Source organism: Nitrosarchaeum koreense MY1 (assembly GCF_000220175.1).
Lineage (GTDB): Archaea > Thermoproteota > Nitrososphaeria > Nitrososphaerales > Nitrosopumilaceae > Nitrosarchaeum > Nitrosarchaeum koreense.
Map to the genome: position 1 here is coordinate 1,440,228 of NZ_AFPU01000001.1, position 13,135 is coordinate 1,453,362.

Annotated in this window: 15 protein-coding genes; 7 read left to right on the forward strand and 8 right to left on the reverse strand. The window is 33.2% G+C overall.

The window, feature by feature from the left end:
* Positions 1-600, reverse strand: a complete 600-nt coding sequence (locus tag MY1_RS08350; protein WP_007551537.1) for a V-type ATP synthase subunit E — start codon at positions 598-600, stop codon at positions 1-3.
* A gap of 92 nt (positions 601-692) precedes the next feature.
* Here MY1_RS08350 and MY1_RS08355 point away from each other — a divergent pair, with 92 nt between their 5' ends.
* Positions 693-2,792: a V-type ATP synthase subunit I gene (locus tag MY1_RS08355; protein ID WP_007551539.1), complete on the forward strand. Its 2,100-nt coding sequence runs from the start codon at positions 693-695 to the stop codon at positions 2,790-2,792.
* 96 nt (positions 2,793-2,888) lie between these two features.
* Here MY1_RS08355 and MY1_RS08360 read toward each other — a convergent pair whose 3' ends face one another.
* Positions 2,889-3,656, reverse strand: coding sequence for an HFX_2341 family transcriptional regulator domain-containing protein (locus MY1_RS08360; RefSeq protein ID WP_052296749.1), 768 nt, complete (start codon positions 3,654-3,656; stop codon positions 2,889-2,891).
* Positions 3,657-3,750: 94 nt separating this feature from the next.
* Between MY1_RS08360 and MY1_RS08365 the strand changes: the two genes are divergently transcribed.
* A complete protein-coding gene (locus MY1_RS08365; RefSeq protein ID WP_007551543.1) occupies positions 3,751-4,026 on the forward strand; it encodes a DUF7220 family protein in 276 nt (91 codons plus the stop codon).
* Positions 4,027-4,082: 56 nt separating this feature from the next.
* Here MY1_RS08365 and MY1_RS08370 read toward each other — a convergent pair whose 3' ends face one another.
* Both MY1_RS08370 and MY1_RS08375 read right to left on the reverse strand, forming a co-directional pair.
* Positions 4,083-4,859, reverse strand: a complete 777-nt coding sequence (locus MY1_RS08370; RefSeq protein ID WP_048110114.1) for a sulfurtransferase — start codon at positions 4,857-4,859, stop codon at positions 4,083-4,085.
* 72 nt (positions 4,860-4,931) lie between these two features.
* On the reverse strand, positions 4,932-6,494 hold the full coding sequence (locus MY1_RS08375; RefSeq protein WP_048110115.1) for an ammonium transporter: 1,563 nt from the start codon (positions 6,492-6,494) through the stop codon (positions 4,932-4,934).
* A gap of 128 nt (positions 6,495-6,622) precedes the next feature.
* Here MY1_RS08375 and MY1_RS08380 point away from each other — a divergent pair, with 128 nt between their 5' ends.
* The 4 genes from MY1_RS08380 (at position 6,623) to MY1_RS08395 (ending at position 9,314) form a co-directional block, all read left to right on the forward strand.
* Complete coding sequence (locus MY1_RS08380; protein ID WP_007551546.1) at positions 6,623-7,288, forward strand: hypothetical protein; 666 nt, start codon at positions 6,623-6,625, stop codon at positions 7,286-7,288.
* A 64-nt stretch (positions 7,289-7,352) separates the two neighbouring features.
* Positions 7,353-8,390: a V0D/AC39 family V-type ATPase subunit gene (locus tag MY1_RS08385; protein ID WP_007551547.1), complete on the forward strand. Its 1,038-nt coding sequence runs from the start codon at positions 7,353-7,355 to the stop codon at positions 8,388-8,390.
* A gap of 10 nt (positions 8,391-8,400) precedes the next feature.
* On the forward strand, positions 8,401-8,637 hold the full coding sequence (locus tag MY1_RS08390; protein ID WP_048110118.1) for a hypothetical protein: 237 nt from the start codon (positions 8,401-8,403) through the stop codon (positions 8,635-8,637).
* Positions 8,638-8,669: 32 nt separating this feature from the next.
* On the forward strand, positions 8,670-9,314 hold the full coding sequence (locus tag MY1_RS08395) for a PD-(D/E)XK nuclease family protein (protein ID WP_007551549.1): 645 nt from the start codon (positions 8,670-8,672) through the stop codon (positions 9,312-9,314).
* A 265-nt stretch (positions 9,315-9,579) separates the two neighbouring features.
* On the opposite strand, the gene MY1_RS08400 is transcribed toward MY1_RS08395, so the two are convergent.
* A complete protein-coding gene (locus tag MY1_RS08400) occupies positions 9,580-10,101 on the reverse strand; it encodes a hypothetical protein (protein WP_007551550.1) in 522 nt (173 codons plus the stop codon).
* A 128-nt stretch (positions 10,102-10,229) separates the two neighbouring features.
* Between MY1_RS08400 and MY1_RS08405 the strand changes: the two genes are divergently transcribed.
* Positions 10,230-10,586 (forward strand): hypothetical protein, encoded by a 357-nt coding sequence (locus MY1_RS08405; RefSeq protein ID WP_007551552.1) that lies wholly within the window; start codon positions 10,230-10,232, stop codon positions 10,584-10,586.
* Here the strand turns inward: MY1_RS08405 and pyrH are convergent, their stop codons facing one another.
* Genes pyrH through tmk form a run of 3 tightly spaced genes read right to left on the reverse strand, consistent with a single transcriptional unit; the run spans position 10,587 to position 13,083 of the window.
* Complete coding sequence (gene pyrH / locus MY1_RS08410) at positions 10,587-11,270, reverse strand: UMP kinase (RefSeq protein ID WP_007551553.1); 684 nt, start codon at positions 11,268-11,270, stop codon at positions 10,587-10,589.
* Positions 11,270-12,505 (reverse strand): HD domain-containing protein, encoded by a 1,236-nt coding sequence (locus tag MY1_RS08415; protein WP_007551554.1) that lies wholly within the window; start codon positions 12,503-12,505, stop codon positions 11,270-11,272. The genes pyrH and MY1_RS08415 overlap by 1 nt, the downstream gene beginning before the upstream one ends.
* Complete coding sequence (tmk, locus tag MY1_RS08420) at positions 12,502-13,083, reverse strand: dTMP kinase (RefSeq protein ID WP_007551555.1); 582 nt, start codon at positions 13,081-13,083, stop codon at positions 12,502-12,504. Before tmk ends, MY1_RS08415 begins: the two co-directional genes overlap by 4 nt.
* Between the last annotated feature and the right edge of the window lie 52 nt (positions 13,084-13,135).

Genomic DNA, 13,135 nt, shown 5'->3' on the forward strand with positions numbered 1-13,135 from the left:
CTAATTACCTACTCCGAATTTTGTGGCAATTTCTTTCCTTATTAAAGGCTTCATACGCTGTATTCTTGCATCAATAGTATTATCAAATTTCATTCCGCCATCTTTTGATTTTACCGTAATACCTCCCATACAAGTAATTGGTTCTGGAGATAGTTCTGCACCAGAATATTTGGATAATAAAGATTGGATTATGTTTTTGTCTTTAGAATTTGTTGAAATTACAACTTTGGTTGTACCTAAAATTGTAGTTGCTTCATCCAATAAGGTTGTCATTAATTTAGAATAATCGTCATTGCGATTTGTATTTGAAATTTGTTCTATTGCTTTTGAAAATACGTTATCTACTGCTTTTTCCAATGCCAAAAGTCTATTATTTCTGGCCTCAAGATCGGAGCTTCCAATAAGCTGTTTTTCTATTTTATCTGCCTCTTTTCTGCCATCTGAGACGATTTTATCATATTCTCGCTCCAGTTTAGGAATAGAATCATCAAGGGTTTGATTAGATTCGGTAAGGGCAGATCGGATATTTGACAAAACATCTTTCTCAGTTTTTGTAAGTATCTTGTCGATTGTTTGTTCTAATGCAGAATTAGATCCCAATGTGACGCGTTAATCCATAATAGATTTTAATGTTTGGGAAAATGGGCAATTTTGGAAAGATATTAAACTAAATAAAATTACACAGGAATGTCTTGGGAACCGCCGATCTAAAACTGGGAACTATAGTTTTGCCAAGAAGTGAATCTCCACAGGCAATATCTAGATTAACAGAGTTTGAATGGTTTCATAAAATTGATTCATCAAGTGATCAAGTAACGCATGAAATTGACGATTTATTATTAGAGGCCCAGAAAATATTCCAATCAATTGATGATGTGGTCAAGGGCATGGGAATTCCATTAACAGTAGGAATTATGGAAATACTCTTCAAAGGCACTGTAATCAAGAAAAAAAATTACGAAATTGATGAAATTGAACATATGATAAATGATTTGAGAAAAACAACTCCATCAATTATCGATGAGCCTGCTAAATTATTAGAAGATGCACAAAACACCAGACTGACTATTGAGGAATACAAATCACTCAAGGATACTTTAGAAGTAATTAGAAAAATGAATTTAGATCTTACGGGATTTGGATTAATGAGATACTTTTTTACAAATCTTTTTGTAATTAATTCTTCAGACTATGAAGAGATTAGTCGCTCACTTGAAGGCATTACAATATACAAATACGATTTAGAAAGTAAGGATAAAACCGCGCTTTTAGTAATTTCCGATATTGAAGATTCTGAAAAAGTTTTCAAGATTCTAAGAAGTTTTAATTCCAATTCATTTAAGATTCCAGAGGGATTTCCACAAGTTCCTAGTGAAGCTTATGCGTTGGCTGAATCCAAAATTAAAGAATTAACCACAAAACAAACCTCCATATCTAAAGAACTTTTAAAATACAAAAAGAAAATTCGTCAAGATATTCTTGCTATTCATGAAAAAGCATTAGTTGCAAAAGATGTTCTTGAAATGCTAAGAAAACCTGGAGGTACGAAAAATTTTGCAGTAATACAAGGATATATTCCAAAAAGAATGGAAACCAAGTTTAAAGATTCTACAAAACAATGGATGTCGGTAATTGAAGATGTTACTGATCCAAAGCATTTAGAAGAATTACCGACATTATTTGAAAATAAGAAATTTGTTAGAACTTTTGAAGTGATTACAAAAAGCCAAGGCATTCCAAAGAAGGGAGAGCCGGATCCAACTCCTATGATTGCATTAATGTGGCCAATTTTTTATGGATTGATGTTTGCAGATATGGGTCACGGATTATTATTAATGGGATTAGGATTATTATTCAAAGTAAAAGGACAGGGCGACTTAGCAAGATGGGGAATGCTCATTGCAATTTCTGGTGCATCAGCTGCAATAGCAGGTGTAGGTACTGGAGAGATGTTTGGATACCATATTTCTCATATGGGTCCATTTGAAGGGCTTTTAGCAGAAGGAGGAGCTTTATATCCAGTTAGTTGGATTGTCGGAATTCTCAGTGTTGCTGAACTTACATTTGATCAAGTCATCAACATTCTCAAAGTGTCATTATTCATTGGAATTGTTCACCTAGTGTGGGCTATGGTTTTGCGAATCAGAAGATTAGCTGCAGAAGGACACAAACTTGTAATGTTTACTGAAGCAATTCCAAACATTACACTCTATGGAGGAATTGTTGTTGTTATGATGTGTGCTATTGGATCACAGTATGATGTGATGAACATGTATTCAAAAGTACATACTGAAGCAGTTCCATGGGTTACAATATTTCTTGGAGATTGGGCACAAGTTTGGATCGTTACAAGAATTGCAGTTATCATTGTTATCGCATCAATGGTATTGATGATGGTTGGAGGAATTTTACATGCAAAGAAACATCCAGAAAGCGGAGGAGATCCTGCAAGTGTCCTCATGGAAGTATTACTTGGTAAAACTGTAGAAAGTTTAGCTCATACAATTAGTTATGCTCGACTTGGAATTATGTTACTCGTACATGCTGCATTGTTAATGACGGTAAATAACGCATTTGCATCTTTGGGCGGCGCAGAATCTGGCGGAGCTATGGCAATGATCATTGGTGGAAACTTAGGAATTATGATGATTGAAGGATTAATTGTGTATATTCAGTCACTCAGATTGCACCTGTACGAATTCTTTACAAAATGGTATGTAGGCGGTTCTCAACCATTCAGACAAATCAGACCAGAACTAATTTACAATCAATTCATTTGGAAGAAAAAATAGTTCATCTTCAACTCCATAGGGACTTTACCGTAATTTCGGGGAATAAAAAAACATGAGATAATCTAGTGCTCATTCTTTATTTTCACACATTGTTCATTATAACAAAAATTCTATTGCGTTTTTACCTTCTTGAGTAAGAGTTATCCATCTATTACGTCCTATCTTTTCAATATTGATGAATTTCCATTGTTCTTCTAGTGGTTGAATAATATTTTTATCAAGACTAGCAAATCTTGCCATGGAGTGATTTTCCTCTTGTGCGTTAACTGTAATGATGTTTTTTTCTTCTGAAATTACTGCCATCTCTTTTTTTGTTATCTTACCATTATTTTTTTTAATGATCTCCAATGCATAAATTAATTTTTCTTCAGGAATTTTTATTGAATATGGTGGAACATCTTGAATGTCTTTAATTCCAGTTGATATTGGTTGTTTTGCATCTACTCCTCGATAGGTTTTTGCCTCGACATAAAATGGATGGATGTTTTTATTATCGTTGAACATCATGCATGCCATCATAGTACCTATTGCCTGAATCTTACTTCCTGATGCTAAATTAACAAATACTTCGTTTCCTTTTTCTTTTTCAACGATATTTTTTATCGACCGAATGATGTTAAACAAATCTCGCCTGTTATGTTCTTCTTGTTTTACTTCAATTCCTAATTTTTCTAACTGGTTTGTAATTTTTGTAGTAAATGGATCTGATTTGTCTTCGTTTTTGTTTTCATGAAGTAGCAACCAAACCCTATCGGCCTTTTCTTGTTTTGCAGGAAGTACAACTCTGTCAACCTCATATCCCACAGGAGCAATGTGTATACGTAATTTTGAAATTCTATCCATAATAGTATTCTTAGTATGCATACTATTGACATGCTATTTAATAATTTAGGTAGTCTAACTAACTCATGAAAACCATTACGCAATTACAGAAAAATCATGAGATGAGTGAAAATTAATGACAAAACAAATTGATTCATACAAAAGGAGTCTCATTGAAGCCACGGCTAACTTGATGGGTGGTTACCCAATGATGTTTGTAGCAGGAATAGTCATCTTGCCATTATCGGCAAATTGGATTAAGGAAGATCCTCTAGTTGCAAACATAACAATCACAAGTGTTTATGCTTCAATTAATTTTACTAGAAGTTTTCTACTAAGAAGATTATTTGCCAAGTACGAACTTCATGATAATCTTATCAAACTAGTAAAAAATCTAGTTAGAAAAAGATGATTCCACATCATAGAGATTCGGCTGCAATTTTTGGAAAAATATATGAAAATTGAATATTATTTTTCAACAGGTAATTCTGGTTTATTTCCCCATTCTCCCCAGGAACCAAGATATACACGTACTTTATCAAATCCTAGTTTTTTTAAAGCAAGAAAAGAATTTGCTGCCCTATAGGCACCTTGACAATAAGTAATGATTTCTGAATCTTTTGGAAAATCATAAAGTTTTGACAGTTCGGAATTAGTCTTAAAAGTTCCATCTTTTTCGATATTTTTATTCCAATCAATATTGATAGAGTTTGGAATGTGTCCAGATCGAGCAGCTCTGATTACACTTCCAGCATATTCTCCCATAGAACGAGCATCAATAATTTTTACATTATTTAGATTATCTCGAATATATTCAAATCCAGAAATAATATCTGGATTGATCTTTCCTGTAAACTTGGATGGTTTGAATTCATTTAGTTTTGTTTCAAGTGAGAGATTTTCTTTTTTCCATTTTGTTATTCCACCATCTAACATGAAGACGTTTTGATGTGAAAAATAAAGTAGCATCCAAACACCTCTAGCTGCAAGCATTCCAGAAATCGTATCATAAAAGATTACTTTTTTTTCAGGTGTCACTCCAAGAAAGGAAAGAAGAGTTGAAGTTTGACTGTTAAAATTTGTAATTCCTTCTTTTGTAGTATCAATCCAATGAAATGCAAACAGATCTAAATTTACAGCATTAGGAATATGGCCTTCAGAATATTCCTTAAATGAACGAGTATCCACTATTATGATATTAGGATTATTTAGAATTGAGTTAAGGTCAGATGTGGAAATTAACATGATTTTGGTAAAATGATCAAATCTAAATTGATTTGTATTAAATAATAAAAATAAAAGAAAAAGGAAGTTTCCTTATTCGTTAACGTATGCTCTTTCTCCGTGCTGTGCCAAATCAAGACCGATCTCCTCTTCTTTTGGAGTGACCCTGATTCCACCTGGCCAAACGGCATCCATTATTTTGAGAATTACAATCGTAACACCAAATGCATAACCTACTGAGATTGCTGCACCAATGATGCTAATTGCTTGCTGTTCCATTCCTTCTGCAGTACCAGTCCAAGCACCAATACCGTCACCGGTATCCCAAATGTGTGGACTAGCTAATGTACCAGTCAAAATTGCACCGGTAAGACCACCCATTCCGTGTACTCCCCATACATCTAATGCGTCATCCCATTTACGTGCGTTTTTGAATGTTACAGCTGCATAACAAACTGTTCCAGCAGCAATACCGATTATAATTGAAGCCATTGGACCTACCCAACCTGAAGCTGGAGTGATAGCTACTAAACCTGCTACTGCACCTGATGCAGCTCCTACAATACTTGGTTTTCCTGTATGTGCCCATGACATCAAGACCCAAGTAAGAGCAGCCATACCTGTTGCAGTATTTGTAACTGTCCATGCACTTACGGTAATGCCGTCTACCATTACTTCACTTCCTGCGTTAAAACCAAACCATCCAAACCAGAGTATTCCTGCTCCGAGGACTACCATTGGAATATTGTGTGGTTCCATTGGCACTTTACCATATCCAAGTCTTCTGCCAAGGATTAAGGCACCTGCCAATGCAGAGAATCCAGAAGTAATGTGTACTACAGTACCACCAGCAAAGTCTAATGCAAACGATGGAGATAAGTCAGGATTAAGATCTAATGCGCCTCCTCCGATATAACCACCGCCCCAAACCCAGTGTGCAACTGGATCGTAAACGAAGGTAGCCCATAGGAGTATGAAGATTATCAATGCGCTGAACTTAATTCTATCAATTAATCCACCAATAATTAGAATTGGTGTAATAATTGCGAATGTTGCTTGGAACATTGCGAATAATTGATGAGGTACTGTACCTGGCCAACCCTGACTACAAACATCGCCTTCCACCATTGCATTCATCTGATAAGCTGCGGACCATGTATCTGCACACGGACCTGCTTCACCTAATGGTGCATAGTGAGAGACTTCATTAAAGCCAGCATATTGAAGTGAGCCCATGAACATGTTTGCATCACTATCAATTGGACCAAATGCTAGAGAATATCCCCATAGAACCCATTGTACTGAGATAAGTCCCATAACAATTATGGTCATACCAAGTACATTGACGACGTTCTTTGATCTGGCTAATCCGCCATAAAAGAAGCCGACTCCGGGTGACATGAAGAGTACCAATGAAGTAGCTGTTAGTATCCATGCTGTATCACCCGTATCAATTTTACAGGGCAACATGTTACCTTCGCCATCATCATACCAACATTCGTTAGGATTACCAGTGTAGATTCCACTAGTTCCTGCAACGTATCCGTCCATACCATCATTAACATTTTGTGCGAATGCTTGTGACATTGCACCTGCTGCTGTAATGGCTACTGCGGCCACAAGTAATAGAGCATACTTGTGGTTCCTAGAATTCATTAAATTAATCGAAATTGAAAATTATTTAAGCATTGAAGATGTAAAAACATGTAAAAATGTAAATTATTATATTTTAGTATATTCTGATATTATCATAGAAAATGAATATTATGTCATTTGGTGATTAAATGAAGAAAACAGGTACAAAACTATCAATTTTTGATACTTTTAAGACAAAAGGTGAGGAATTAACAGGGGAAGCGAATAGGCAAAGATCAATTATCGCAATATTAGCAAGTAATGCCAATCCAGCAGAAAGAACAAGAACGGGGATTTCTCAGAGAATTGCAAAGATTCATGGAATTGCATGGAAAAATATCTATTCTGGAATTTTTCGAGATCTTGATGAAATTTTGATCCCAATGGGAATTGCTGAAGAAGATGGAAGATTACCTATGAAGCGGGGCCCAAAGGCTCTTCAAGAAAAAGGTATTCCATATTATCATTTAACAAAAAAAGGAATACTTGTAGCATTATCATTAAGCAATGTCGGAAATAAAGATAAATTGTTAGAAAAATTTTTTTCACAGACAGATTCAAAGGAGAAAAATTATGAAGAAATTATTACAAATCTATCAAAAGCAAGTCCAAACTTTATTTATTCAATTTTTCAAAAATATGTAAAGGCATTTTGTGATAATAAAATTAAAGACTTGCTGCCCTTTGAACTCTCGAAATTAAAGGAGATTTCTGATGAGTCTTTATTGATTCAAAAGGAGATTTTAGAGACATTTTTGAATCTACCAAAGCAGGATAAAGAAGAAACCATCAGTTTTCTTAATAAAATTACTTAAAATATCAGGCTTTTAGGAACGGATCGCCAAACATTAAAATCCGCATCTATTGAAATTTACCTAAATGGGTGGAGCAAAAAATGTCTATGCATCTGTAAAATCATATAGTAAACGAGGTAAATTATTAAAAAAATCTGATTTTCAAACGTTAGCAGAATCAAGGGATCTTGATGAATTAATGACTAGAATCAAAAATACAATTTATGGAGATTCTATTTCAGAGGTACAAAAACCATATACATCACAAGGTATAGAATCTGCATTAAGAAGTCATTTAGCAGATACACATTATTCGATTGCAAAAACATCAGGAAATTCAGGTGTTTTAGATGCATATTATATGAAATTCATTGTTTCAAATTTAAAATCAATTTTAAAAGGAAAAGCTTTAGGGAAACCTCAAGAAGAAATTGAAACTCACGTAAATCTTCATGCTGAAGAATTAATCAAGCAAAGAGATGTGGTCATTAAAGCATTAGTTTCAAAAGATTTGGAAGAGGCAGTTGCAAGCTTGAATTCAGTACAATTTGGCGAGGAAATTGCAAAGGCTGCAGCTTTATACAGTGAAAGAAAAAATGTCCAAATTTTTGATACGTATTTTGATAAAATTTTAATTCAACATTTAGCTGGTGCTATGAAAAATTATGCAGACAAAGATGCTACAAAATTGGTTGGAATGGATGTGGATTTTTATAATATTCTAAGTGTAATTAGAGGAAAATTCTGGGGATTAAAAGAAGATCAAATTCAAGATCTAATTGTTGCTCAAACTCCTACTACAAAAGAACTACTTGGAAGAATGATTGCAGCTGCAACAATTAAAGATGCATTTAATGAATTATCCAATACAAAATACAAAACTCTTATCCCTCAAACTGAAAAAGAATTAGATGCTATTGCTGAATTTGAAAGAGCATTTGAAATGGCAATTTACCAAACAGCCATAAGATCTTTCACAAAAATGTTTAGTTTTGCAACAATTGTGGGGATTACTAAACTAACGGCATTTGAAGTTAGAAATTTAGCAGCTATTGCATTTGCAGTTGAACAAAAAATACCAACTGAAATTACCATGTCAAAGTTAATTTTGGAAGTAGAATAGAATTTTTAAAATGATCAGATTTCCAAAGAAAAAAACAGAAATTACTACAGAGGTTGTGACTAATACTATTTGGGTCAGCACGTTTTTAGCTATGATTTTATCATTGCCTCCATTAGGATTATTTCTTGGCATTTATTTTCTAACAGGTAATATCATAATGGGTGCAATTCTAGGCTTTGGAACCCATTTTATCATATTAGTATTCTCTACTAAAATTTCAAAATTATTGACCAAAGTAATGAGCTAATCTATAAAGATGAATTTGTTAAGTGATTTATCATGATGGGAGATAGAGACTATAGAAGCATTATAAAAAATGCTGTCGATTCTATTGGAAGAGAATTAGAGATTGAAATAGACGCTAAAGACATCAAAACCATTCACCTAAAAGAAGTGGTCCAATGTCTAAGACGCTCATATTATGATAGAATTGAACCCAAAGAAGTTGAAAGACGGGGTTTTAATGATCTACTCTCTGGCCTACTTCGAAAATTACAATATGGTAGCGATCCAAAAGAATTCTCTATTGAGGATATCAAGTTAAGAGGTCATGCAGATATGATTGCAGATAATTCAATTATTTTATTTAGACCGACAAATGCTAGTTTAGAATCGCCTCTTGCAAATGATTTACTTTATCTCAATGCTTGCATGTGGATTTATGATAAAACAGATGGAGTGATTATTTACATTACTGGAGATAGAGAAGAGATCATGTTTTCGTTAACTCGTGATAAAAAAATGTTTGAAGAAATTATTAGAAGAGTAAGAGTCCTAAATGATCTTCTTAAAGAACAAAAGACTCCAATTTTAGAACCATCTTCAGACTGTATGGAATGCCAATACTATCAAAGATGTTTTATCACAAAGAAAAATACCAAGCAGGTATCATTAGCAGAAATGCTAGGTTTGGGGAAAGATTAGTTAGATAAATGAAAAATATTGTAAAGGAATAATTTCCTTTGATTAGTCCAGTGGTTCAGGATGTCCTTTACCACGAAGTGCAAAACACACTACTGCGAGTGCAATTGCTACTCCTACTGCTGAGCCAAATGCGGCCATTCCTGCTTCTGCCATTTAATGAAAAACTACTTCAGGGGCTTTTATAATTTTGCCAATATTTTTTATCTAAAAACAAATTATCATAATTTTTAGTTTTTATGATACTATTAGTGATTTTTAGTTTTATTTATTTTTCAAATTCAAAATGAAGTGTGTTTTCTTGTCCGCTAGTCATTGAACTGAGATTATAAAATACAGTGCCGGTAACTCGCCATTTTGCGGTGTCACTTTCTAGATCAGACCATAACTTGGGAGTGTTACCTGTATTTTTCAATTGTATTTTATCTTTTAAAATTATCGAGTTTTCAGCTAGGAGTACATAGTAATCAGATCCAAATTCTACCATTCCTTCTGGTCTACTTCCAATTTGACCACCAGAAATTTGTTCTACGTTAGAATATCCAGTTTCAAATAACTGATAATCCATCACTTGTACAATTACGGAATTTGAATTTGGGTTGTTAATCTTAAATGATATTTCAATCGTAGCCCCCCTAGGAGTAACTTCTTTTATTGAGATATCATCTAATTCAACAGTTAGTGATTGTATTTGAGATGATATTGGTTCTTGTGATGTATCGGATTTTATTTCTTGATTAGTGTTTTCTGGTGAATTTATAACAGATGATGAACCTGACAGAAGAATCATACCCAAAGCTGCTGCTAAAGCAATAACTGCTACAAAAACAAAGATTTTAGAATTCACTAAATTTACTTAATTTTTACATATCTTAAATGTTGAGATAGTTATTATAATATTAAAGAGTAAAATGAATCATGCAATATTTCCAAGCAGTTCAACAGGGAAAACAAAGAGCAAGTAAATCTCAAATGAAAATGTTTGATGTCGCAGGATTTGGAATGTTAACGCTAACCACAAAAAAAATTAATGGTGAGTTTTTTCCAGTAGGAGAAGAAGATTTTGTAGCAGTAATTAATTCACCTGAGGGATATGTTGCAATAATTGCAGATAAGGATGGTTTTACTAAGGCTCAATCAAAGGCTGTAGAGAAAAATGAAGCACTAACAATTTACAATAAATTAAGAGAGTCTGGAATTCCAGAATATCCTGAAAATAAGATTCAGATTTGGTCAGAAAGTCGTCCTACCGTACAAAACGAGATTTTAGAATAATTATTTTGATTGTAGAACTATTTCTGTTCCTACCTCTCCACCTTTGATTGCTTTTTCAAGTGTTTTGAGGTCAGCTTTAATAATTCGTGTTTTAATTTTAGAGCGTTCGATTATTTTTAGAGCTACTATATCCATCAAATCATAGCCTCCTGCAACCGAATCTTCATGAACCAACATATTTTTTAAATTCTTTAGTTCGATTCGTTTGAATTTTTTTGCATTTTTGAATTTATTAGGATCCATATCATAAACACCATCAACATCAGTCGCATTAAGAAATTGTTCTGCGTTAATTTTTTCTGCAATAAGAGCTGCAGTGCCATTGGTACTTTGTCCAGGATGTAAACCACCTGTAACTACAATTAATCCATCATCAACTGCATGTCTAACTTCTTGTAATGTTGTTGGCGGATGTGAGTATGCTTTATTTTTTAGGGCATAAATCAATAGTTTTGCATTTAATCTAGAAATTTCAATTCCAAGTTCATCTAAAGTAGATTCATCAGCTCCAGAAGATCTTGCATGAGTAATGTAATGTCTTGCAATATTTCCTCCACCTGCCACAATTATCGGTTGACAAATCTTACTAATTTTGACTAGAAATGAAGCGTAATCCTTGAGTACTTTTGCATTATCCATACCAAATATTCGTCCTGAAAGTTTAATGACAATTCTTTTTTTCATTACTTTAAACCACCAAGGATTGATTTTGCGGCAATTTCAACTTTTTTTCTATTCTTTTGATGGGTGTATATTCTAAGAATATTCATGAAACCAGATATTGCCGAAACTACAGGAATTTGAGATATAGGCATCTCTTGAGCAGTAGATTTTCCATTCTCATTTGAAATCAAAATGATGTGTTTTGATTCATTTTTGGATGGAGCTAATGGAATTGATGGAGTAACGGAGCTATCAACAAAAATTTCACTCTCATCAACTTTGGATTTTTTGGAAATTGATGTTCTTAATTCATCGGTTCTAGATTTTCCTAAATTAGTTCTGCTAGTTAGAATTCGTTCAAATACACATTTTAACAATTTACGATTTTGATAATCTTCAGCAAATTGTCTAGCACGTTTTAGCTTAGATGATTTTGATAAGATTAGTGTAGATAAAACATATTCGTCTGTAAGTTTGACAAATTCTTTAATGTTAAATGACGTAAAACCAAATTCATCGTCAGATAATCGTAATGCCTCCAAAAGCATTACTTCAGCAGATCTTACTGTTTTATGAAAATATACAGCTTTGAACATTTGATAACGAGAGTGCATCATAGATTCAAAAGAGTAAAGTGCTGATCTTTCTAGAGCAAGTTTTTTCTTGTGGACATCAAGAGATTGTGTTATTCTTTTATGATCAATTTGTGCATGCTCTGCTCCTGTAAAATATCCATCTCTTAGTAAGTAATCCATCATATCAGCACTTAATGCTCCAGAAATTATTTCATTCATGTATTGTAATTTTAAATCTCCAAATGCAATTTTTGTAACAAGTTTTTTGTCATATCCATTTTTTGATAGTATATCACCAATTTCAGATTTTAAAATAATTTCTTTACCAAAATCTTCATGGGAAAATTTTTTTTGTTGAATGACTTCCTCAAAAAGATGCGAGAAAGGTCCATGACCAATGTCATGTAAAAGTCCTGCAAGTCTCAATAGATCAATATCGTCAGATTTTAAAAATCCTTTTTCGTTTAATGCCTTACCAGCTTGACTTGCAATGTGCATTACACCCAAAGAATGTTCAAATCTAGTATGTTGTGCCGCTGGATATGTTAAGTGAGCACCAGAAAGTTGACGTATTCGTCTTAATCTTTGAAAGATTGGATTATCAATTATTTTTAATTCATGATCATATACACGAATAAAATCATGTATTGGATCAACTATGTCTGAATAATTTTTTTTCATAAGCCTATTTTCTGAGAAATTGCTTTTAAAATATTTTCATGGACTTCTTGTTTTGATTTAGATGCATCAATAATTTTCCAATATTCCTTCTTTGCAATAGTTCTATAAATTTTTGATATTTTTCTTAGAAATTCTTCATTTTTTTCAAATTTATCTCTGTTAGTTTTTTTTCTACGAAATGATTCTCTTTGAGTCACATCAAGTAAAATTACAAGATCAGCCTTTGGGAGACCATCATCTAGATTTTTTAGCCATTTACTTTTCATTCCATTTGCTAAACCATAGATCAGATTTGAGTGATAATATCGATTCATTATCACAATAGAATTTTTTGATTGTGCTGCTAAAATTTCATTTAATTTTTCCCATCTGTTTGCAGCTAAAAGACAATGAATCACTTGTGGTGGGAATTTTCTTTTACAGTTAAGATATTTTGCAATTTCTTTTCCTACTGGAGTCTTATAATCAGGAAAACTAAAGGTAGTTGTTTTGATTTTTCTTTGCTTTAATGCTTTTGCCAACAATGCAGTTTGAGTTTTCTTTCCTGCCTGATCTCCGCCCTCAATAACAATTATCATAAGTTACAAAATCAGAGAAATTAATTGATTAAAAATCTATCAAGGTTTATAA